Here is a 21,775-nt window from a genome sequence, read left to right on the forward strand (position 1 = left end):
CCGGTCAAACCGCAACTGAACAGGTCGCTCCGCCAAGAACGCCAACCTTTGACGACTTGCTAGCCGCTAAGCTTATGGGCCGAAAGCGGCCTTTGGCAGACATTTGACACGACCAAAAAACTGTCATATTTTCAGACTTAAGTTTAAAAGGAGGCAGGTCGATGGTTAATGATCTCGATAAGCTGTTGGAAGAGGGCGGGCGCCGTCCGGCGCCGCTCCTCAAGTTGGTGCTTCGGCCAGAGCGCGGCTCACGCAGAAAGCCACGCGGCTTCTGGCACATCATCGACGGAGCGCGCTCAATTTCCACCGGTTGCTCGACGACGCAAAGCCAGGCGGCTGAGCGCGCCCTTTCGCTTTATGAAGTCAAAAAGACGCGTGAGATGCTCAAGCGGCGCCGGTCCCGTAATATGCGCTGAGTGATCTGATCATGACCTTCACTCAGGCACTCATCCATCGGTGGCGGACCGGCCTGAACTCCATCTTTGGAATTCGCCGACCGATACCGCATTTGCAGGCCGTCTTCGATGACCACGATCGCGGCGTCTGGTACGTGATCGACGGCCCGCGCAAAATCTCGACCGGGGTGACTCTGGATCCGCCGCAGGCCGCACGCCGCCAACTCTGGAAGTATCGGATCAACAAGGCGCGCCGAATACGCAGTTTGCTAAAGCGGCTCATCTCCGCGCGCTAGAGCCTCCATGAGCAAGCCTTATCACTTTGTAAACTCGGCGCGCGCGGCTCAACAGGCCGATCGCCTTAATCACTTTTATACAAGCACCGTCGCATACGTAAACGGTGGCAAGCCTGGCCCCAATCCGCTCGACGCCAGACTAGAGCTTCGCGCCCCTCGCCCTTCCGTCGCAAAGAAGCCCGGCCGCCGAAAAAAGAAGCAGGGCATCTGGTACATCGTTGACGGACAAACTGAGCGTTCCACAGGATGCACCGAGAAGGAACACGCTCACGCGCTTGAAGCGCTCGCGATTTACAAAGGCAAGAAATCCGAAGAATTGCGGGGCGCTCACATGCCCGGACTGCTACTCTTCGACGAAGTGCTGGCCGACTACTGCGCTCATCTTCGCGGAAGGGGAAAGACTCGCGTGCTAACGCGCGCCGCCAGCCGAGCTGAGAGCATGGCGAGGACGTTGCTTACCGTTCACTTCAGCGGACAGTTGATCGGCACCTATGTGCAGGACGATAGCCATCAGTTTTGGTCAAAGCTGGTACAAATACGTCACGAACATCACCTCTCCAAAGGGCGCGATCCGGAGGAAGAGGATTCCGAATACTACGTCCACGCCTGCGTCAGTCTCCTTCATCGCGCGATCGCTACTTATCCTGGGCGTCATGGGCAATTTTGGTGCATTCCCATTCATGTTCCGAAGAGGACAAAGAGGCGTAAAGCGAGGGAGTGGCTGAGGAAGTATCAGCTCCGCCGTCTTCTCCTCGCTTGTTGGGGTTACCAGTGGGATTGGGAGAAGGGATGCTGGAAGACTAAGCTTGTCCAGCGGCCGGATGGAACTTGGTATGAATCCAGAAAGGTAGCCGACTCAGACACGGCCTTCCTACGGCAAGGTATGAGCCGCCTGATCCGCCTAATCATTCGAACCGGCCTTCGGCACGAAGCCGCTTTGCTGATGAAGTGGGGGCGATGGGACGACTTAGGCGGCGTCGAATTCAGCGACACCGACGGCGACGGCTGGGTACACCGAAGAGGGCTCGATGAGTACAATACGCCGAAGAGTCTCAAATCGACCGAAATATACGAAGAGCTTAAGGTCCTGCTACGCATTTGGGCTAAGCAGGATGGATACATCGATCCGATTTCCGGCGAGTTGAACGAGAAAGGCAAGAAGGCCTTTATCGTCCGAGACGAAGAGGACAAGGGCTATCGCGGTTACGCGTTGGTCGAATTTCGACAAATCTGCGATTGGGCGGGCCTCGACGACACCACAACTATCCATGCGCTGAAGACAACCGCCGCCACTTGGTGCAAACAACGATGTTACAGCAACCAATCCATCTCTGTCATGCTCGACACGACTGTCGACACGCTGGAGAAGTTCTACATTCACGTTTCCCGAGAGACCACGCGCTCCGCCAAGGAGGAATTTGACGATCGAGCAAAGCGTCAGGCTTGGCGAAAAATCAGGCATACTGAACCGGATCCCACCGATCCGAAGCGACGACGCGACCGAGAGCCTTTCTCGAAGTCCCTCCTGATCGCAGAAGTGGCCTAGCCTTGCGCCGATACGTTGGTCCAGCTGCGAAGGGAGCGCGCAAGGCGGCGACTGTCACGCCTCAAGATATGCTCGACCTCCTAGAGCCCGCGGTCTGGGTCGGCTTTCACTCCCGAAGTGACATTCACCTGATCGGCCCCGCGCTGACTGCTTACTTTGGCCTTTGCGGTGCGACGCCAGTGGAAGCGACGCGAGCAACACGTGGCGATTTTCGCCCTTCTGGCTCAGACCGGATATTGTTGCCAGGATTGATCAAGGGGGTGCAGCCCAGATTCGTGCCTTTGGTTGCGATCGCAAAGCTTCGGCTGCAGGCATATGTTTCGGTGACATCTTACACTTCTGATGCCGATGCCCTTTTTAAGGACACCAATGATGCGCCTATCGGCCTGGAAAGCATCTATGGCAATTTTAGTCAGTTGGGTTACAGGATTGGGCTGTCCGGCGGGGAATTGCCACGCGTCCTTCGCGAAGCATTTTTGAGATGGCTGGACCATTGTCCAAACGAAGATACCAGAAGCTATCTCAGCGGAAAAAGCCTCTTTGGTGCTCAGTTCTCCACCGCACCGGGCTTTCGGGAATCGAAGGCCGCACTTGAATTGGCGTTGGAGCCGCTAGCGAAGCTTGATCGTCAAGGTTTGCGGCAGGGGGGAGCTGTTGCTCGCAATTTCCCATCTCCATACTTCCCGACGCTTTCTCGCGATGGCCTGTCTGATCTGGCGGCCGTTCAAAATGGGAGCGGAACCCTCCCACTCGAGGTGCTTCGTGCGATCCAGATTGCGCTTCGTTCCGGAAAATCAATGCTTGAGGTATCGGATCATTATCGCCTTTCGAGGACGACGATCTACCGCTATGTTCGCAACGGCTTCCCTCACGAAAGAATTCCGACGCTGACCAATCCGTCGACTGGCCGGGCGATCGCTAGATACGTTCAGTCGAACCCGCAGTGCTACTCGACCGAACTTACTGCGTGGGTGAACGTCACGTTTGGCACTAACGCTAGTCGATCATACGTAAGCCGTCTGACCAAAAATTTGGGTCTGAAATTGGCGCCGCATCCTTACTGGTCGATCCAGAAGGAAGCCGTCGATCAGTCATGGGGCTTGGTTAAGGCTGCCATTCAGCACGATCCGATGCTGTCGAACTCAGAGATCGTCGAGATCATCGAGAATGAGACGGGCATCGCGCTCGGACTCACAAACATAGCAAAGCACCTGTCAAGACGTCGGGATCTGCCTCCCCGCGCGAAACGACGTGGTCAACAATTCCGCGGTCCAGGCAACGAGTGGAGCTTTTCTGAGACCTTCGAGCGGATCTGGCCGACGTTAAGGCAGGAGATGTTGCGCGATCCGAGCCTGGCTGATCGCGAGCTTTGCGACATCATCGAGGGTGAGACCGGCACTCGGCTGTCACTGGCGATGTGTCAATCGGCTTGCAAATTTGACCCCTCATCGGCGTCCAATTTTGACCCCTTCGGACGGCGGGCTTTGCTGGTAGCGCTCGTCTCGTCGGAGCTGGCCGGGATAGCGGAGGCGAGACGAGCGCGGGTGATGTGATCGTCGTCTCGGCTTTTGAATCGCCAGCTGTCGTTGCCGGTCTCGACAATGTCGCAGTGGTGGGTCAACCGGTCGAGCAGCGCGGTGGTCATCTTGGCATCGCCGAACACGCTGGGCCATTCGCCGAAGGCGAGATTGGTGGTGACGATGACGGAGGCGCGCTCATAAAGCCGGCTGACGAGGTGGAAGAGGAGCTGGCCACCCGACTGAGCAAAGGGAAGATATCCGAGTTCGTCCAGAACGATGAAGTCCATCCGGGTCAGATGTTCGGCGAGCCGACCCTGCCGTCCGTTGCGGGTCTCAGTCTCGAGGCGGTTGACGAGGTCGACCACGTTGTAGAAGCGGCCACGAGCGCCGGACCGGATGCAGCTTCTCGCAATGGCGATGGCCAGGTGGGTTTTGCCGGTGCCAGTGCCGCCGACAAGCACGACGTTGCGTTGCTGGGCGATGAAGCCGCCGCCAGCGAGATCATTGACGAGAGTCTGATTGATCGGCGTGCCGTCGAACTGGAAGTCGGCGATGTCCTTGGCAAGCGGCAGCTTGGCAATGGTGAGCTGGTATTTGATCGACCTGGCTTGCTTCTCGTTGATCTCGGCGTTGAGCAGGTCGCCGACAATGCGCTGAGGTTCGTGCTGGCGCTTGACGGCAGTTGCCATGATCTCGTCGAAGGCAGCCTTCATGCCGTAGAGCTTGAGTTCGCCCATGAGGTCGAAGATTTGGGTTCGTTCCATCAGATGGTCCTCCGGAGGTTGTCGTAGCGGGCACAATCGGCGATCGGTGCATGACGGAGCGTCAGTGCGGCCGGCGTCATGATGTTGGCCGGTGGGGCGGGTTCACGTTGACGGGCCAGGATATTGAGAACGACATCGGCGGAATGGACGCTGTGACTGAGCGCTTCGGCACAGGCCGCTTCCACCGCGGGCAGACCGTCAGTCAGCACCGCGTTGAGGATGTCGACCATCTGCCGATTGCCATCGTCGGTGCTGGCAAGCTTGCGCCGGATCCGCTCGATCGCGGCCGGCAGCACCCAGTCTTTGAAGGGAGCACCGTTGCGCAAGGCGCCGGGTTTGCGGGCGAGCACCGGCACATAATGCCAGGGGTCGTAGACGGTATCGCCGCGGCCAAAGGATCGCGGGTGCTCGGCAACGATGCGTCCATCCTGACGGATCACGATGCGATCGGCATAGGCTTGAACCTCGACCGGTCGTCCGACTGCGCTGGCTGCGACCGAGTACTTGTTGTTGTCGAAGCGCACCAGGCAGGTCTTCGAGACCGATGCCGTCACCGCATGGAAGCCGTCGAAGCGGCTGGCATAGGGAACGAGTTTGGGGCGTTCGGCTTCGAACACTTCCCAGATCGTCTGATCGGCCAGCTCCGGATGGCGATGAGCCTTGGCGTAGGCGATGCATTTGTCGAGCAGCCAGGCGTTTAACTCGTCGAGGTTTTTGAACCGCAGCCGCGGCGTGAAGAAGCGTTCCCGGACCAGCCCGACCTGGTTCTCGACCTGCCCCTTCTCCCAGCCCGACGCTGGCGTACAGGCGACCGGATCGACCAGATAGTGGCTGCACATCTGCAGGAAGCGGCGATTGTAGAGACGGCCTTTACCGACGAAGATCGTCTCTACGGCGGTCTTCATGTTGTCGTAGATGCCGCGGGTGCAGGTGCCTTTGAACAGGGCGAACGCCCGGTCGTGGGCGTCGAACACCATCTCCTGCGTCTCCCGCGGATAGGCCCGCACGAACAGCATGCGGCTGTGACAGAGCCGGACATGGGCAGCCTTCACCATCACCGTGGTGCCGCTCAGCAGGACGACCTCGTGGCTCCAGTCGAACTGGTAGGCTTCGCCTGGGGCAAAACTCAGCGGGACATAAGCGGCTGCGGTCGATTGCCCGCGTTCCTTGCTCCAGCGCCTGGCGTAACGCCGCACCGCATCGTAACCGCCGTCGTACCCGCGGCCGCGCAGCTCCTCGTAGATCCGGATCAACGTCAGCTGTTCACGAGCCGATTTAGCCGCGTTCGCCGCCAGCAACCCGTCAAGCTCTACTGCCCACCGTCCCAGCTTTGGCCGCGGCTGCACCTGCCGCTCGTACTCGAAGGAGGTCTCTCCCGACCTCAGCACCTTCCGAACCGTGTTCCGCGACACCTTCAGGTCACGGGCGATCTCCTTGATCGTCTTGCCCTTGATGAAGTGCTCGCGCCGGATCCGGGCAATCGTCTCCACGATCAGCATCCCCCACCACCTGCTTCGTTCCAAAGCAGGCAGCGCAACAGACCAACCTACAGGGGGTCAATTTTGGACGCCGATCCCCCGGCTTAGGGGGTCAATATTGCAAGCCGAATGACAGGCGATGCTGGCAACCCACTTGAGTGGTCGCGATGACCTACCGCCGCGAACTGCGGTACGAGGCTTGCGCTTCCGCGAATATGGGAAGAAGCGACAAGCTCTCAATGACGCATGGCCCAGAATTAGGGATGAACTGGCGCGCGATCCCACCCTCTCCGATCACGAGATCAAGAACTTATTGATCGACGAGACTGGCGTCTCCGTCTCAGAGCCGACGATCGTCAAATACCTCGCTTCACGGCCAGGCTTGCCAGAGCGCGCCCCACTTCGGGGCGCGACGTATCGCGCTCTAGGAAATGGCTTTGCTGGCAATCTAGCTGCTGCCTTCGATGCGGCGTGGCCGATAATCAGGACTGAGTTGCTACGCGAACCAAGCCTGTCTGACGTAGATATCGTCGAGATCATGCGGCGAGAGACGGGCATTGCGATGAGCAACAACGCGCTTCCGAAATACATGAGCTTGAAGACGGACGTGCCTCACCGCAACAAGCGACGAGGGCGTCGATATCGGGTCGCCGGACAGCCGCCATCGGTTCTTGAGCCGGATATCGCGTTTGAGCAGGCTTGGCCGACCGTTAGGCAGCGAATATCTGAGGATCCGACGTTGTCAGACCCGGAGATTCGCGGAATCGTGAAGAAGGCAACTGGCACTCTCATTAGCTGGCGCGTTGTTCGGAGCAATTTGGCCAGAAGATCCGATGTTCCGGTTCGCAGCCCCTTTCGCGGCCCGCGAGCTCGAATTGGCAGCAGGTCACTCAATACTCTAGCGGCGGCTGCCGCATTTGAGCAAGCATGGCCAATCGTCCGAGCCAGCCTTTTGACGGATCCGACATTGTCGGACCCAGAGATCGTCCGAATTATTGAGCGCGAGACTTCAAATCGAATAAGCCCACAAACAGCTGGGAGATGGATATCGCGTAAGCACGATGCTCCCGTTCGGAGCGCAAAGCGAGGGCCTCGCTTTCGAGAGAAGCGGCCTTCATTACTGAAGACAGCACCGGAAACCTAATGGCCGCCAGCGATGATGGATGCTTCAGCGTTGGTGCCGTGGTGGCAGCGCCGCTCCCAGCACACCACAAACAAGTCCGGCCAACTTCTCATCGGGCTCGAGCCGTGACGCATCGTTGCCATTCTTCGACTCTCGTAGAACACGCAGTTCACCACCCGGGCGAAGGGCGACGTAGTAGGCGCCGGGTAGAAGATGTGTACTGCCCGTATCAAGGACCAAGCGGCTGCCTGGACGGATATGCAAGCGATCGGCAGGCAAATCTCGCCACCGTGATGGCACGATCAGCACGACCGCCGTGGCGGGCTGACAGCCTAGCATCTCGACGAGATAGTCTTGGGGGAATGACCACTCCCCGCTTGCGGCGCTGCCCGGTTTGGTACCGCGGAGCTTACGGAAGAGGGCTAGGGACGTGTACTCCGACACCCTGTCGCCACGCGGACCAAGCTTTGCGGGAGGGGCGGACGTTACCGGTTCGATCCATTGAGGCGACACGGGCACTTCGCGTTGCAGCCCCCGGAAATGGAGCAACGCTCTGCTTTCAGGTTCGTCGTGGAGACTCAGCAAGGTGGTCAGAGCAGCTTCGGCCGCGACCGGCAATCCGGAGGGCATCCGACCGGAGAGCAGCCATTCGGGATCGACCCCGAACACGTTACCGTAGTGGAGCGCCCCTTCGCGTGACAGGTCGTTCTGGCCGTTCTCATGCGCAGAGAGCGTCGAGCGCTTAACGCCGACTTTCGCCGACGCATCCATTACCGATCGGTAGCCGGCGAGCCTCCGCGCGACCCTTAAGCGACCCGCCGCATCCTGGGATGGCTGCGTGGCGGCGGATTTGCGGATTTCAAACCTAGCCGCGCGAACCGGGTCGATCGATGGACCACGTCCGCGGCCGTCCATCAGCCATGATCGGGCCACACCGAATGCATCCGCGTAGATGCGGCCAGTTTCAACATCAAAATGGCGAGCCGCGATCTCGTGGGCGCGATAGGTGCCCGGATGCCACCCAAACCTGACCGCGGCCTCCCGACTGGACTTGAAACCGGCCGCCTTTCGGGCAGCGTGCAGACGGTTGGCACGCTCCGTGTCCCCCTTATAAGGCTCCTTCATCCCTGATCTTCCCCGACGGCCTCTCCCTTTCGGTTTGGCCGTGCCCGTCGTTTTCAAGGACTCGTTTACCGAGTGGAAGCCTGTCTTCCTAGCGCCTCGGTTAGATTTTGAAGCGGGACTGCCGGCCGGCGAGGCAACCCCGTTCGAGGTCGATGGCATCCGGTTGCGTTTGGTCACGTTCGATTTCCCGCCAACTGGAGGCCAAATGGGCGAGAATTCCTGCATAACCTATTGTCATCATTTAGTTTCATGAATTTTCCAAAATCAGTGACTTCCTCACACTGATCCGGAAAATCGAGCTTTTTGACCCGTTTTGGGGTCGTTTCATGCATCTTCGCCAGGCCTCGTGCCACTTCAGACCCCCCTTTTTCAGGGGGTACTGGCGCCAACTGCGGGCCAATAGAAAATCAAAAGAGGTATTTAGGTAGTGATATTTTCGCCTCACCACATAGCGGCGACGGCTGCCTAGATCCGATTTTAGCCGTCAGGATCCGGGTCCCCTTTCCGCGCCCAACAAGGGCATTCACGAAGACGGGGGCGAATTCGGAGAAATCTGGATCGGACGTTCCGTTTGGGGAGCACGGTCGGTGCAGGAGGTGAGCACCTTCTCAAGGCTGCGGTTTAACCGAGCAGGTCGGAGGCGATCGAATCCGAAGGAACATTCGCGAACTTGCGCGAACCGTCGAGAAGCCGCGAAGCGGCTGCGGGTGACGGCGGCCGACGTTTCTCGAGGACCACGACAACAATCATGAGCCGCGTTGCCGGGGCGATCAGGAAGAGCCAAGTGCCCGTTAGATGGCCGCCAGTCGAACAAAGGATCGGAGGTCGGGGAGAGACCGGCTGAGGCTGCTAGCGACGTCCCAAGCCAGTGTCTCGCCGGGACGAGAAAATCGCTAGCTCTGCGAAGAAGGTCGAGACCAGCGGGCCTCAACTCGGATCAGTCGACAGCTGGCTCAAGAGTTCTTTCAAGTGGTCCACGGTGTAGGTTCGGTGCGACCATGCAGGAGCTTGGTCAGCTCGCTTGGTGCCATTGCCATAATCTGGGCGGCCGTAGCGTGGGCCAGACCGCGCTTCTGGACCGCCTTGCCCATCTCGATAGAGAGGTTCGCTTTCATGAGCTCGGTCTCCGGATCTGGAAGACCAAGGTCGGCAAAGACGTTGCCAGAACCGATCGTGCCGAGGGCTGCTTTTCGGAGGCCGTCATGTCGAGCAGTCATACTGCGACCTTCGTTAAAGTCGGCCTCGGCAGGAATTGGTGGACCGCGGGTTTAGCCACGGCCACCGTGTGCCCTCAAGCTGCCTATAGATATATGCTTCATCATATCCAGGTCGGATAGGCCAGCCACGCGAAGGACTCGCGACAGGTGACCCGTATTAAACGACAGATGACGCGAGGATTACTATGGCTGCTGCGGCAGAGAAACCAGCTCCAAAGGGGCTAAGCAATGATCTGCAGAAGGTGGCGGATTTGCTCGGCGGGCCGCGCATCCTGTCGCGCCGCATCACAAGCACTCTCGACGCCCACGAGCTGCTGCTGGATGGACTACCAGGTTCCGCGCTGACCCACTTCGTCGGTCGTCTCGTCTTCATTCAAACGGACTCGCCGGGAAAAGCCTTTGGAATGAGCCTTCGCACTTTTCAGAGACGCAAGGACGCTCCGGACAAGCCGCTCAGCCAGGAGCAAAGTGGGCGGACCTGGAAGTTTGCCGAAATCCTGGCCAAGGCCACGGACGTGTTTGGTTCTCAGGAAGAAGCAGAGCAGTGGCTCGAGCGTCCGGCCATTGGTCTTGACCAGCGTCGCCCGATCGACCTGCTTGCCACTCCGGTCGGCATCGAGCTCGTTGAACAATACCTCGCACGCCTCGCATACGGCGTCTAGCATGACGCCTTCTGTAGAGCCATCGGGAGGCCGCAAGCTCATCGCTTGGCGCCTCGATCAGGCGCGGTTGACCTGGGATAGTGGCGAAGGCGCGTTCCAGGTCGGTGGCCGGTGGAACAGCAAAGGCGTTCGAGGATGCGCTCTTGGCCAAGCACAAATTCGTCGTGATCCCAAGTGTGGTGTCCAATCACAGATGGAAGATCGTGGAAATCGGACTTCCCGCCGCCTGTCCATTAGCTCGTAAGCGGGTTATTGGTCTAAGGTCGCGTTGAAGAGCTTTCGGCCTCGCGAGCGAAACCGCTACGACCGCCGCTCGGTGAAGAACCGGACCAGCAAGCGCCGCGTCGTGGTCATCATGCGCGAACGCGGCGGCTGGACGCTGCTCTTCGTTTTCAAGTCGGAAGATGGCCACGGCCGCCGTCATGGCCATCTGTGCCTTGCTCGGTCGTATCTTCGGCTAACCGATACAATCCAGCGTCGAACCTGGAAATCGAAAATGCGATTACACGATTCATTCGTACCAAGGCATCGCTTTGGCCGCCTCACTCCGCGGCTTCAGCGGGAGCGCTATTGAGCTCTGCAAACTTCGCCGCCATCGTCGGATTGCCCTTGGTCAGCTTCTTGATCGTCACATCCTGCGCCTTGTCGTTCGCGAGACGAAGATTGCGGTCGGCGCCAATTAGCGCGTCCTTGGTCTTCTGCAGGTGATCGATGGACTTATCGATCTCAGCGATCGCGGTCTGGAAGTGCCTGGAAGCAAGATCGTAGTTCTTCGAGAATGCGGTCTTGAATGTTTCCAGCTGGCTTTCAAACTGGGTGATGTCGACATTCTGAGCCTTCACAAGCGCAAGCTCGGTCTTGTACTTGAGCGAGTTGATGGCCGCGTTCCGCAGCAGCGTAATCATCGGCAAGAAGAACTGGGGCCGGATGACATACATTTTAGGGTAACGGTGGAAGACATCGACGATGCCGGTATTGTAGAGTTCGTTGTCGGGTTCAAGCAGGGAGACGAGGATGGCGTACTCGCAGCCCTTCTCAGCTCGGTCCCGATCAAGCTCCTTGAGGAAGTCCTCGTTCTTGCTCTTCGAGGCGGTCCTGTCGCTCTCGTTCTTCATCTCGAACATGATCGAGATGATCTCGGTGCCGGCGTCGTCCGAGTCCCGGAAGATGTAGTCGCCCTTGCTGCCGGTCCGCGCGTCGTTGTCCTTTTCGAAATAAGCGCGCGGAAACGCCATCGACCGGACCCGGTTGAACTCAGTCTCGCAGTGTTGTTCAAGGGTCTCGCCGACCATCTTGGTCGACAGCCGCGCCTTCATGTCCTTGAGGCGCTCGATCGCATCATCGCGATCCTTGATCTGGGTTTCGTACTTGTCCCTTAGGGACTGCTCGGAGAGCTGCTTTTCAAGCTGAACCTGCTTAATCCCGTTCTTCAGCTCATCGCGCTCCCTCTCGACGGCGCTAACCGCTTCGGTCACGGCGAGCTTCTTCTCAAGCTCGACAGCCTGTAGCTTAGCCTTCAGCTCTTGGATTTCCTTTTCCTTTGCAGCAGCGATCTTGTGCTGCTCGCTGGCCAGGAGCGCTTCGGCAAGCTCCGAGGCCGCCTTCTTTTCGCGCTCGGACTCGGCCAGCGCGTTCGCCAGCCTATCGCGCTCCTTTTCGACGGTGCTGAGCGCTTCGCTAACGGCGAGCTTCTGTGCAACGCCGCTTCCCTCAAGCTTGGACTTCAACTCCTGGATCTCGACATCCTTGACGGCAGTGGTCTTCTGCAGATCGCTGGTGACCTGGGCCTTGGCTAGCTCCACCGCGTTTTGCTTGTCGCGCTCGGCCAATTCCAACCGCTCGTGGAGTTGCTGTGCGAAATCAGCGTCCCGGACCTGCTTTAAAATATCCGCGTAACTGGACTCGTCGACCTTGAAGGCCTTGTCACAGTGAGGACAGATGATCTCGTGCATGGTTCCTGTCCGGATCGGGGCTGCTGCTAGTGTCGTTTAAATTTGGGCGATGGCCGCAGAATCGCCTGCCGCAATGAGAACAAAATTAGAACGAGGAAATTTGGAGGGTCAAGTCGGAAACAGCGGTTTTGCGCATTTTGCTGGGGCAATCCCCCGATTTCCGACGAGGGTTCGCAGCTGGAGGGGGCCACTCCCTGCCCGTTCGGGCTGTGAGCCTAGGACCTACCGGCCGGACAGGCCAAGGTTCATCGGAACGCCCCAAAAACTGAACTGGAAGAAATCAATCCCACATCATCCGCACGCGAAATCCAACGTTCGGAAAACGCTTTTCCATAACTTGCTTGGCGGCTTCAAAACCCGCCTCCGCTACGGAAACTGATTGGTCTTTACGTCGTCCATGTCTTCCGAAATCAGACATACGATATCCCGCGCCGCCAATGATTGTAGTCTCGTCCAACGCGACTAGCGCTGAGACCACGGAAGATTGGGAACCGTCGACAATGCGGTCTGCCCACCCGCATACGTTTAAACCCCACGAGCCTCGCGCGGGTGCATCAACCTGGAACGAGCAACTCCTGGCGTGCTCGGCGATACCGGCGTCGAGGTCTGCACGCCCCTTCATGAACGGATCTTCTTGGTGTCGTCGGCGCGGCGTCCGAGCGAGAGCGCCTCTTGTCGCTGCTCGGAGATCCTGGCAATACCCGGTCAGATACTGCTTGCTGCCCTTTCGCTGTCGGCCAATGCATGCCGCCCACGTACGCGTCGCGGCCCGCAGCACGGCGCCGCGGTCCGCTACCGTCGAACGCAGGGTCTCGACGACGACGAAACAATCGATCTGCCGCGCGAAACACGCGCATGCGCCAAACGTCTGTTCGGACAACGAAAAACCGCTTGAACGAGGCAGCGCTTGCAATCTACTATAGGTAGATATTTCCTCACCTCCCATTGACGATCAATTTTATGAGCCCTCGCAATCGAATCTGGACGCCATTTCTCACAGCGGTTTGCCTCTTGGTGGCCTTGTCTGCACAGCCAAAGGCGGACGAACTTGTAATGGTGGGATCGGCGAACAGTGCCGGCGGCACAGTTCAGATCGACGGGGGCGCAAAGCAGGACACTAAGAACTGGCCAGCAACGCTAAAGTATCTGGTTGCTGGAAAGTTTACTTGCACAAGCACGATTGTGGGCGAGCACTCCGTCATAACGGCCGCCCACTGTCTGCCAGACGGCACGACGGCAAGGGTTGAGATTGGCGACAAGAAGTTCAATCTGACTTGCACGCTGCATCCTCATTTTAACAGGGATACTTTGGAGTTCGACGTCGCGCTCTGTTTCAGTAAGGACCCCTTTCCCAACACGATTGGTTATGAGAACCTCGACGTTAAGGTCACCCGCGTTTCGGTGGGATCCATACTCTTCTTGCTCGGGTACGGCTGCCGGGACGTCAATTCGCAGGTCGATTTTGGCCAGCTCTACGGCGGGAGCGCCACGGTATTTCAGCTAGCGCCCAGCCCGGGCACCCACATCAGGACTCACGATGGGGTTGTCATCTGCCCAGGCGACAGCGGCGGCTCAGCCTACGTACTCGCGAGCCAGGACCAACCAGTCAGCCCGAGATCGATCATTGGCATCAACTCGGGCTACGCCGCCCTAACGCGCGTCTCAGCTATCACTCCTCTGACCGGGGATATAGCGGAGTTCATCCGAGATTGGGCCGACGACAGAAAGACCACGATCTGTGGCATCCACTCCAATGTTCTGTATTGCCATGACAGGTTCGTTCCCTAAAGCTCCAGCGATTTCGATTTTCGCTTCGGCCGTTTTCGCTGCCTCAACCCTACTGAGCGCGCCATGTGCGCTTGCTCAGTCGCCTCCAACAAATCTGTTGATTCAGACGAAGAAATTGACGCCCGAACTGGTCGTGGCGGTCGCAAAATGGGGACAGGAGAAGTCTATACCCGCCAAGGCCGGGACAGACATCATTCAATTGATCTCCCAGCAATGCGGCACCGCGAACGCCCGTCGTTATTACCTTCCACTCTTCCTGTCAGCCAACGCCAGCAATCCCGAAATTAAGAGCGGAAAGCTCGTCCTCACAAAAGAGGCTACGCTTGTATTACCCGCCTGCCTTTATGCAAACGAAAAGCTGGCGTTGGTGCCCGTATCAGAAACGGGAGTTGATTGGACTAAGCCCACGCCCGTACCAAGCAGCACTCTCCAAGATGTGCTGCGGACGTATCAAGAGTCTACAAAATCAAAGCCGCAGTCGACGAAATCAAAGCCTTCAGCGCTGAACAAATGGATACCGATCCTGGGCTCTTCTAGCAGCCTGATTTTTGACCCTGCAGAACATTCAAATTCCTCAACTTGGGCGGCTCAAACCATCGACTACGATTTCCTTATTAAAGGTAAGCCGACGACCAAAGCCGCGCCGAACACCGGACCCATCTTGGTCGCTCGTGCAGACAGTGACCATCTTTCGAACATTTCCATCAATGATCAGTATCAGAAGGTATTGAAGGACGCGTTGAAGTACGACGTGAGTTCGGTCGAGCCTCGCCTCGTTCAGGGCTCGGCTGGGCTCGAGAAAATGCTTCGGGCCCAGGATGTGCTCGACTTCAACGACATCAAAAGCTTCAAAAATATCCCTACAGGAGCAAGTCTCGTGACGTCCGATTTTGCTCCGGGCGCTTACCCCATCACTTTGAAAGAAGGCGCTGACGTCAAAGTGGCAGCAAGGGAGATATTTACGTCGGCGCCGCGAGCAACTGCTGCGATCGGGCAACTTAACAACATTAGTACATATTTTGCGGAACCTCTTGGAGGCGATGACAAGGAGTGCAAGCCCGGTCCATCGGATACTTGGCCAGTGAACCTTAATGAATTGCAGACCGTGCTGCGGCTCCGCAAGGCAATAGGTGCTATGCCCACTACCGGCTTACTTCTGGTGCTCGATACGGGCTTTCCGCGAGGGCAGATCGATACGGCTCCTTTTGCCAAAATGTTCTTCTATCCAAGCCCTCAAGATGACGATCCCGCGCGCGAGCCCTATCTGTGGTCTGTGACCCGCCCGCCTGAGTATTTCAACGACAATTCGGAGAATGCTAGCCACGGTGTCGGCGTGCTTGCATTGGCGCTAGGAGGCTTGGGGGTCCTGAAGCAGAACATGCTTGCCTCCAATGTCGAGACCCAGGGAAAGTTCGTCCTAGACTTGATGGCTTACCAACGGCTGCCTGGCAATAAGCTCGGCGTAGCCCCCGAAGCAGTGACAAGAAGTCTATCCGGGACAGGCTGGGGACGGGCCGACATCCTGACGGTCAATCTGAGCCTCAAGTTTGAGCTGGAAAATCTCGAAGAAGCTCCAGACTTTAACGGCTATCTCGCGCTCCAGAACCAGGTCCTGTTTGTCTTAGCAGCAGGCAATGATGGCGAAGACGCTGCAGACGTGGTCCCTGCTCGCTGGGGAGGCGTTGCGAACAAAAATGTCATTACGGTGGGCGCAATCGGAGCAGATAACAAGCTTTGGAAAAAATCGAACAAGAGCAGCGCATTCGTCGACATCGCAGCGCCCGGATGTGCAGTTCCGACCACCTACTGGAATCCTTCTACGAAGAAGTTCGATGAAGTTGTGCTGAGCGGCACGTCCTTCGCAGCACCTCTTGTCTCCTTTGCTTCCAATCTACTTCGCGAGTACGGGACCGGCGCGAGACGAAAGGCGCGGATTCTTGCTAGCGGACGCTATTTTCCGGATCTCCAGACGGTCACGCGCTCATCGCGAGCGTTGGATATCCCGACCGCCTTAGCGACCCCCTTTGATGTTGTACGCACCAGCGCCGGAAAATTGCGATTTGGGCGCGTTAAATGGCTGCCGGGAAAGACCTTGTGCGGGATACCCTTCACGCAAGGGACGTTTGCACAGGTTCATCGTATGAGCGATCAGCCAAACAAAGTGAGCGTGGTCAAAATGCAGGGAGCTCAAGCATTAGGAGCGCTCGATCTCAAAACGTGTGATCTCGCAAATGGTCAATTGGACGCCATTCCATTCGAAGAAGCACAGCTTGGCGATAACGGTTTCAGCTATGCCCAAGCAGAACCAATAGACATTAGAAGCGTAGAGAGCATCACGTTCTGCGAGAGTTGTGAGCTTAGACCACAGTAATTGTATCACTGGCTCGGAGATGGCGGGAATACCGCATTGGGAGCCAGAAGATAGGGTCGCTCGCGACCAACGGAAGGAACTCTTGTTGCCCCTGGCTCACGAGCTGCGGGTTTGATTTTATCCTTGCCCTCAGGCTCCTTCTTTGGCTCAGCGATATGGATCGGATTCTCCGCGCTTCCAAGCTCCGGTTTGGGTGTTGCGAAGCCTGACGAGCCGGATTTGGCAGCATTGGCATATGCCGAGCTGGGGCCGTTGATGTACAGTTGTAGATTGCTGTTTTGCTGCAGGGAGCCAGTCCCCTGGACTGCCAGCGGATTCCAGGAAACGGTTACGAGGGAATATTTCGCCTCGATGCCGCCGATGACCTGGACCGCGAAAGAGTAGTACATCTGTGCTGGCTCGGCCTTTTCTGAGCCTTTTGCCGGATAGAGGAAGTTTTCGCTCATGAGAGAGCCGTTGTCGCGCAACCAGGCGGCCAAGGGCTTCTGACCGTTCACATTGATTCTCGTAAAGTTAATCGTATCGCTTTGCGAAGTTTCAGCTAACGCCTCTAGATCCTCAAGCGTCCTTATCGGAGCTGAAAAACACCTTGCTCGGTCGTTCTGGTTCGGCAACTCGTCCGGTGAAATCGCCAGTGGCGCGGCGTCTTGCCTCAAGAGGAAGGACCAAATGAGATCATACGTCCCCTGCCCCGACAGCGTCGGCCCGACATGCACCGTCTCGCTCGAAGACGGGCTCAGGATTCGTTTGAAGTCTTCGGATGTTCCGGCTCCTATGCCGGCAGAATCTGTGACCTTCAGTTCGACCGTGAAGGCACCATAGAGCTTCGGCGCGACTTCAAAATAGGAATAGCGAGTGAAGGCCTCCTCCGGGGCCGTCTTAGCCAATAGAAGATAGGCTGCCTTTCGTCTGCGCTCGATCTCATAGAAGGTCACAAGTTCACAACGGACAGCCTTCAGAAATCCAGGTAGCTGACCAGCAGAAATCACGCCCGCTTGAGGATCGTGAACGTAGTAGAGGCTCGTACAACTCGTCATCGCCGGCAAGAGTAGGCCAAACACACGTGCAGCAGTCTTCATGAGGCACCGACTCAAGGAAATTTGCTGATCTGACAATTACTTCTTCGGTCTGGCCCGAAATAGCGACCAGACGAAATCAAGCTGGGCGTATCGGCCCGTCTGCTTGGAGTTGGCGTCCCTGATGATGAACCAGTTTGGATCGGGTGACCCGTTAAAGCTTTGCCCATCAGGCCGGAAGATATCCAGCCTATCGTTCCCAGTGGGACCGATGGTGGATCGCGAATGACAAGTTATGCATGAGGACGTGGCCTGAAATCCCTCCTCGGGCTCCGAGTTCGCAAGCAGAGTAGTGCTTCCCCTAGAGTCAATGAAATCGACCTGGGTACCTCTCAGTCTGTAGTTCGCCCACTTAGTGCCCTCAAGACCGATCCCCTTGGGCGCGAGATTGCAATTAAAGGGCTTGGTCGGACAAGCGAACGTGTCGCGAGATTCGAGCTTCCAAGCTTCGTTGCCAGGACGCGTCGGATTATCCACGTGTTCGAACGTTGCCCAGAGCCAATTGGGCAGGTCCTTCGTGGTTATGTGAAGAGCCGTAAGGCCATAAATGCGCTCTTGACCATCAGGCGTCTTTAGCGCGGTCCAATGATATCTCGGCTTGTCGGCCTCGGAAATCTGTCGCCACTGCGCCTTGATCTCTTTCGCCCGGCTTGGGAACGAAATAGTCAATTGTCCTTGCTTCGCGAGCGCATTCTGGCCATCGAGATTATAGAGGGTATTCGAACGGACAAACTCGTAAGCGTCCTTATTCAAGCGTGTTTCGTTGGTAAGCGTCAGAGCAGCCTGCGGGTCGAAGGCGGGGCGCGCGATGCCCAATTGAGCGTCGCGAGCGATCTGCTGCAGCGGCCTCGTTTCAAAGTCTGCCAATTCTCTTACAGCGGGCTTGACTTGATCCAACCAAGCTCCTGGATCGCTGCCGTCGGGTTTGAATACGTCGTGAGCTATCTTCCAAGTTTCCCAGACGACGGGCCCGTCAGCTCCGAATTTTGCGGAGGGGTTTGCTGCTCGCTTTGCGATGTCAGCTGGCCAGTTAATCGACACAAACAGCTTCCACGCATATTCATCCGGCCGGCTTAGTGCCGTAGCGGTATCTTGCAAATCGTCCCACGGTTCAGCGCCAGCAGGTCCGATAGCGAAAACGCCCGCCGCTGCAGCGGTGAATGCGAAAGTTCTAAAGAAAGAGAATACTGTTAAATGAAATGATCTTGTGGCCATTGGCGCCCCCCATTGGCTCAGTCAATTCTGGACCTCTCTACTACCACGTGTCAATATCTTTAACACAATCCAGATCCGTCTGCCGGTTGGACGGTGTTTTTAGTAGCCCTCGGGTTCGAGCGGTAAGCCAATTAGTTCTCGGGCGTTGCGTCCGGTGTCCGCAAGCGCGCTCAATGATCTGAGCGGCCCGGCGCGTTGGCGAAGTGGCCAACAATCCATTCGCAGGCCCAATTATGAGCAGTGAAATTCATAGTGGAGGGGAAGGTATGGGATTTGATCGCATCAAAGCAATACTCGACCAGGGATTGGCAGCCTGGGAGCAGCAAAATGGCCCCGCGGCCCTGCATGGACACGGCCCGACCTTCAAGTGGGATACAAAGGCAAACCTCTTGGCTGCAATCGGACATGGTAAGCAACTAATACAGCCCGACTTGATCGGAAAGGATGGCGCCAGCGCAAACCTGGTGATCGACTTGCGAACAGGAATTGCTAGTCCAGCATTCAGAATGCCGAAAGGTGGGCCCTTCATTCCGGACACGGAAGTACAGGAGATCGTTGACTGGATAAATCAGGGATGTCCCGACTAGGAGCGATGCCTAATCTTCGCGCCAAGTCGCCCGTTTTCCACTCGCCCTCAAAGGATGAGAGGACCACTGCCGTCGCTAGCATGCCGTTCCTGCTTGGAGCATTAGAACAAGGCCGATTTTGAAATACACCTCGCTCGCGCGCGCGCCTCGAACTCATGGAGGCGCGCGCTTGAGATTGCGATGATATTTTAAGTAGCGCGTTGAAGACGTCATCTGTGGTTATGCGTTCAATGATGAAGCGGTCGAAGCGCGCCGCGCAAGCTTTCGGGAACTGCCAATCTATCCCGATGATCGAGAAATGAAGCCGGTGCCGCCTTGGAAGCGGCCCGGCTGACTACCCCACCATTGCCATTAGCCAGTTTAGGTTGCGGACGAATTGCTCTGTGCCTAAGATGGCTTGATCTGGATCGTCCAATTTGTGGCAATTCTTTTTGCGGAGCGCGTATGTTTCGCCAAGCTTGTTTCCTTCTCATTGCATTCGCTTGCGCTTGTGCTGGAGCCGCCCACGCGGCTGAATCGGTCAGGCGGCCGCTCGTCGTCGTTGCAGGCATATTGGGTAGTAAGCTCTGTACTTCGTCCGGCGAGGTGGTCTGGGGTACGGGAAGCTCCTTGCAGAATTTTGCCCGCCTAGAACTGGGGGGCCCTTCAAAGGAAGCCCTCTCCCCATGCGGTTTGATCGACAAAGTCGAGGTCTTTGGTCCATTTTACTCCATCAAAGCCTATGCAGCTCTTTTGACGAATCTCAAATCTCTGGGATTTGATCAATCCAATCTGCACCTGTTCGATTACGATTGGAGGCAGAGCAATTTCGAGACGGCCGCGAAATTCAAAACCTTTATCGAAGAGCGACAGAAGGACGGCAGACTGCCGGGCAAGTTCGACATACTTGCTCACAGCATGGGCGGCATTGTTACGCGAATTTACCTGGACAAGAACCCAGACAATTCCGTGAACAAGGTGATCTACTTCGGCACGCCGTTTCTCGGGTCCGCAGACACGCTCGGTACGCTTTCGGAAGGCTGGGGACGGTTCGCAAATATTCTCGCAGGCGGGATGAACACGATTCGTCGCGTTGCAATCTCCTTCCCGGGATTCATGGAGCTCCTCCCGCGTTACAAGGAATGTTGTTATGTGCGCCTCACGAATAACGGCAAAAATCCCATCGACGTATTCGACGCCGAGCAGTGGCGATCGCTTCACTGGCTTCCTGATGAAATTAGCTCAAGCCCCGAGCGCCTTGCCGTGTTCAAAACTAACCTCAATAACGCGCGGACCCTGAGCGATCTGCTCCGAGCTCCACCACCGAAGGTTAGCGAAGTCATCTTTGCGGGCGATGCCAAGCCCACGAATGTTTATTTTGCCGTCAGGGAGGGAGCGACCGCCCCCGATGCAAGTCGGTGGTACTTTTCGAAGGATCTCGGGGACGGGACAGTTCCCGCCTGGAGCGCGGCGCGAAACCCAGGTTTTGATGACCTTTCCGGAGCTATGGTGTCGTTCTCTGAACATGCGACCTTGTTCGATGATAATTGGGCTGAGAGTGAGCTAAAACGCGAGCTACTCTCAATCACGCCCGTTGTGAGAGAGCCGATAAATGGCCGAGGCCATCCGATCATAAGCGCTCGATCCGGAGGGACCCAACTCAATTGGACAATCCGAACACTCGACGTGACTTGCGAACAGCCTACCTACGCCAACACTGATACGCTTCGAGCAACGGCGGCGATCAACGTGGATGGACCTACCGAGTCGCTAAAGACTGGGTTGGTGCTAGCCAAGGCCATGCTCCGCAAGGGATCTCAGGAGATTGAAATCCCGGTTAATGAGACTAGCAGCACGGCGGATTTTTCGCGCGGGAGGCTGACATTTTCGATCACTGCCGATCTGAGTTCTTTGCAAAAAGGAACGTTCGAGCTCGAGTTTTCCTTGCCTACCGTCCGAGACGACGCCAAGTCTGCGTACCGTTTTGCTATCGTTGAGGACTGAACAGTGAAACGGCACCTTATTTGTGCGCTCAGCGCGGCGCTCCTCAATTGTGCCTGGTCTAACCAAATCTTTGCCATTGATGCAGGGCAGGTCCTGACAAAGATGCAAGGTAAAATTGTCCATCTGCGAGTAGCCGGCCAAGAAGCACCTGGGGAAACATTTGTACAGCCCATACATGGCTCGGGCGTGATCGTTAAGACGGGAGCATCCGACCCAAAGCTCAAGTTTCGTATCCTCACTGCAGGACATGTCGTAAAATCCGACGCGTCTTGGGCTCCTCTTGGCAGCAGGGTGAATCGAGACGTCTACATCATCGCCGAATATGGCCCTGGTAGCATCGAGTTTCGACCCGTAACAGGGGTGTTAGTGAATGGTCAGAGCGACATCGCGCAAGTTGTCGCGGGACCAACGACAGCCCTCGCAGCCGATTTAAACCCCACACCCTTGATCTCCGGCAACAAGTACGTGGTCGTGAGTTGGGGTATGAGTGGGGATCGTGTTGCCGAGAGCGCCGGCGCGAAAGTAGTAAAGGTGATGGGTGCAGATGACGGTACGCCTACGAGGAAGGCCGCCTTGTTTGACGGAGGCGAACGCTGCAGGTCCTAGGGGTAATCCTAGGAGAAGCGCTATGACGATTTCGAGGGCGGAGGTGATCACATCGGTCGAGCGGCGGCGCC

At 57.2% G+C, this 21,775-nt stretch carries 17 protein-coding genes and 3 pseudogenes; 12 read left to right on the forward strand and 8 right to left on the reverse strand.

Annotated elements, in window-relative coordinates; all coding sequences use genetic code 11:
* Positions 1-161: 161 nt before the first annotated feature.
* From G8O24_RS21515 to G8O24_RS21525, 3 genes are read left to right on the forward strand one after another with little or no spacing between them, the layout of a single operon-like run.
* Positions 162-416: a hypothetical protein gene (locus G8O24_RS21515; protein ID WP_188102795.1), complete on the forward strand. Its 255-nt coding sequence runs from the start codon at positions 162-164 to the stop codon at positions 414-416.
* Between the two features lie 11 nt (positions 417-427).
* Positions 428-691 (forward strand): hypothetical protein, encoded by a 264-nt coding sequence (locus G8O24_RS21520; protein ID WP_188102796.1) that lies wholly within the window; start codon positions 428-430, stop codon positions 689-691.
* 7 nt (positions 692-698) lie between these two features.
* The gene (locus G8O24_RS21525; RefSeq protein WP_188102798.1) at positions 699-2,237 is read left to right on the forward strand and encodes a hypothetical protein; all 1,539 of its coding nucleotides are present in this window, start codon (positions 699-701) and stop codon (positions 2,235-2,237) included.
* Between the two features lie 1,420 nt (positions 2,238-3,657).
* Here G8O24_RS21525 and istB read toward each other — a convergent pair.
* From istB to G8O24_RS21545, 4 genes and pseudogenes are all read right to left on the reverse strand, one after another.
* A complete protein-coding gene (gene istB / locus G8O24_RS21530; RefSeq protein WP_188102800.1) occupies positions 3,658-4,521 on the reverse strand; it encodes an IS21-like element helper ATPase IstB in 864 nt (287 codons plus the stop codon).
* 8 nt (positions 4,522-4,529) lie between these two features.
* A pseudogene (istA, locus tag G8O24_RS21535) lies at positions 4,530-6,020 on the reverse strand (IS21 family transposase); the annotation flags it as partial.
* Between the two features lie 1,147 nt (positions 6,021-7,167).
* Entirely contained in the window at positions 7,168-8,247 is a 1,080-nt protein-coding gene (locus tag G8O24_RS21540) for a helix-turn-helix domain-containing protein (RefSeq protein ID WP_188102804.1), read from the reverse strand.
* Between the two features lie 965 nt (positions 8,248-9,212).
* A complete protein-coding gene (locus G8O24_RS21545) occupies positions 9,213-9,464 on the reverse strand; it encodes a helix-turn-helix domain-containing protein (protein ID WP_188102805.1) in 252 nt (83 codons plus the stop codon).
* Between the two features lie 185 nt (positions 9,465-9,649).
* Here G8O24_RS21545 and G8O24_RS21550 point away from each other — a divergent pair, with 185 nt between their 5' ends.
* The 3 genes and pseudogenes from G8O24_RS21550 to G8O24_RS21555 all read left to right on the forward strand — a co-directional run.
* Complete coding sequence (locus G8O24_RS21550) at positions 9,650-10,126, forward strand: Xre family toxin-antitoxin system antitoxin (RefSeq protein ID WP_188102807.1); 477 nt, start codon at positions 9,650-9,652, stop codon at positions 10,124-10,126.
* A 1-nt stretch (position 10,127) separates the two neighbouring features.
* Positions 10,128-10,280: pseudogene (locus tag G8O24_RS44385) on the forward strand (RES domain-containing protein); the annotation flags it as partial.
* A 141-nt stretch (positions 10,281-10,421) separates the two neighbouring features.
* Positions 10,422-10,532 (forward strand): annotated as a pseudogene (locus tag G8O24_RS21555) (IS1595 family transposase); the annotation flags it as partial.
* 136 nt (positions 10,533-10,668) lie between these two features.
* Here G8O24_RS21555 and G8O24_RS21560 read toward each other — a convergent pair.
* Together G8O24_RS21560 and G8O24_RS21565 are read right to left on the reverse strand one after the other, a co-directional pair.
* A complete protein-coding gene (locus tag G8O24_RS21560; RefSeq protein ID WP_188102809.1) occupies positions 10,669-12,078 on the reverse strand; it encodes a DUF2130 domain-containing protein in 1,410 nt (469 codons plus the stop codon).
* Between the two features lie 280 nt (positions 12,079-12,358).
* Complete coding sequence (locus G8O24_RS21565) at positions 12,359-12,496, reverse strand: hypothetical protein (RefSeq protein WP_188102811.1); 138 nt, start codon at positions 12,494-12,496, stop codon at positions 12,359-12,361.
* Positions 12,497-12,658: 162 nt separating this feature from the next.
* On the opposite strand from G8O24_RS21565, the gene G8O24_RS21570 reads away from it, so the two are divergent.
* The 3 genes from G8O24_RS21570 to G8O24_RS21580 all read left to right on the forward strand — a co-directional run bounded on the left by G8O24_RS21570 (position 12,659) and on the right by G8O24_RS21580 (position 16,237).
* Complete coding sequence (locus G8O24_RS21570) at positions 12,659-12,973, forward strand: hypothetical protein (protein WP_188102813.1); 315 nt, start codon at positions 12,659-12,661, stop codon at positions 12,971-12,973.
* A gap of 119 nt (positions 12,974-13,092) precedes the next feature.
* Positions 13,093-13,866 (forward strand): trypsin-like serine protease, encoded by a 774-nt coding sequence (locus G8O24_RS21575; protein WP_311972552.1) that lies wholly within the window; start codon positions 13,093-13,095, stop codon positions 13,864-13,866.
* Positions 13,832-16,237, forward strand: coding sequence for a S8/S53 family peptidase (locus G8O24_RS21580; RefSeq protein WP_188102817.1), 2,406 nt, complete (start codon positions 13,832-13,834; stop codon positions 16,235-16,237). Before G8O24_RS21575 ends, G8O24_RS21580 begins: the two co-directional genes overlap by 35 nt.
* A 5-nt stretch (positions 16,238-16,242) precedes the next feature.
* Here the strand turns inward: G8O24_RS21580 and G8O24_RS21585 are convergent, their stop codons facing one another.
* Positions 16,243-17,316 carry a hypothetical protein gene (locus G8O24_RS21585; RefSeq protein WP_188102819.1) on the reverse strand — a complete coding sequence of 358 codons (1,074 nt, stop codon included), beginning with the start codon at positions 17,314-17,316 and terminating at the stop codon, positions 16,243-16,245.
* 36 nt (positions 17,317-17,352) lie between these two features.
* Positions 17,353-18,528 carry a hypothetical protein gene (locus G8O24_RS21590; RefSeq protein ID WP_188102820.1) on the reverse strand — a complete coding sequence of 392 codons (1,176 nt, stop codon included), beginning with the start codon at positions 18,526-18,528 and terminating at the stop codon, positions 17,353-17,355.
* A 266-nt stretch (positions 18,529-18,794) separates the two neighbouring features.
* Here G8O24_RS21590 and G8O24_RS21595 point away from each other — a divergent pair, with 266 nt between their 5' ends.
* The 3 genes from G8O24_RS21595 to G8O24_RS21605 all read left to right on the forward strand — a co-directional run bounded on the left by G8O24_RS21595 (position 18,795) and on the right by G8O24_RS21605 (position 21,704).
* The gene (locus G8O24_RS21595; RefSeq protein ID WP_188102822.1) at positions 18,795-19,115 is read left to right on the forward strand and encodes a c-type cytochrome; all 321 of its coding nucleotides are present in this window, start codon (positions 18,795-18,797) and stop codon (positions 19,113-19,115) included.
* A 609-nt stretch (positions 19,116-19,724) separates the two neighbouring features.
* Positions 19,725-21,098, forward strand: a complete 1,374-nt coding sequence (locus G8O24_RS21600; protein WP_188102824.1) for an esterase/lipase family protein — start codon at positions 19,725-19,727, stop codon at positions 21,096-21,098.
* A 3-nt stretch (positions 21,099-21,101) separates the two neighbouring features.
* Positions 21,102-21,704: a hypothetical protein gene (locus G8O24_RS21605; RefSeq protein WP_188102825.1), complete on the forward strand. Its 603-nt coding sequence runs from the start codon at positions 21,102-21,104 to the stop codon at positions 21,702-21,704.
* The last annotated feature ends 71 nt before the right edge of the window (positions 21,705-21,775 follow it).

The organism is Bradyrhizobium campsiandrae, assembly GCF_014529705.1.
Lineage (GTDB): Bacteria > Pseudomonadota > Alphaproteobacteria > Rhizobiales > Xanthobacteraceae > Bradyrhizobium > Bradyrhizobium campsiandrae.

What these genes read in the sequence shown, in the direction of transcription:
- G8O24_RS21540 (WP_188102804.1), bottom strand. Translation starts at nt 8,247, where the DNA reads ATGAAGGAGCCTTATAAGGGGGACACGGAGCGTGCCAACCGTCTGCAC.
- G8O24_RS21550 (WP_188102807.1), top strand. Translation starts at nt 9,650, where the DNA reads ATGGCTGCTGCGGCAGAGAAACCAGCTCCAAAGGGGCTAAGCAATGAT.
- G8O24_RS21525 (WP_188102798.1), top strand. Translation starts at nt 699, where the DNA reads ATGAGCAAGCCTTATCACTTTGTAAACTCGGCGCGCGCGGCTCAACAG.
- G8O24_RS21565 (WP_188102811.1), bottom strand. Translation starts at nt 12,496, where the DNA reads ATGTCTGATTTCGGAAGACATGGACGACGTAAAGACCAATCAGTTTCC.
- G8O24_RS21595 (WP_188102822.1), top strand. Translation starts at nt 18,795, where the DNA reads ATGGGATTTGATCGCATCAAAGCAATACTCGACCAGGGATTGGCAGCC.
- G8O24_RS21545 (WP_188102805.1), bottom strand. Translation starts at nt 9,464, where the DNA reads ATGACTGCTCGACATGACGGCCTCCGAAAAGCAGCCCTCGGCACGATC.
- G8O24_RS21520 (WP_188102796.1), top strand. Translation starts at nt 428, where the DNA reads ATGACCTTCACTCAGGCACTCATCCATCGGTGGCGGACCGGCCTGAAC.
- G8O24_RS21560 (WP_188102809.1), bottom strand. Translation starts at nt 12,078, where the DNA reads ATGCACGAGATCATCTGTCCTCACTGTGACAAGGCCTTCAAGGTCGAC.
- G8O24_RS21585 (WP_188102819.1), bottom strand. Translation starts at nt 17,316, where the DNA reads ATGAAGACTGCTGCACGTGTGTTTGGCCTACTCTTGCCGGCGATGACG.
- G8O24_RS21580 (WP_188102817.1), top strand. Translation starts at nt 13,832, where the DNA reads ATGTTCTGTATTGCCATGACAGGTTCGTTCCCTAAAGCTCCAGCGATT.
- G8O24_RS21590 (WP_188102820.1), bottom strand. Translation starts at nt 18,528, where the DNA reads ATGGCCACAAGATCATTTCATTTAACAGTATTCTCTTTCTTTAGAACT.
- istB (WP_188102800.1), bottom strand. Translation starts at nt 4,521, where the DNA reads ATGGAACGAACCCAAATCTTCGACCTCATGGGCGAACTCAAGCTCTAC.
- G8O24_RS21515 (WP_188102795.1), top strand. Translation starts at nt 162, where the DNA reads ATGGTTAATGATCTCGATAAGCTGTTGGAAGAGGGCGGGCGCCGTCCG.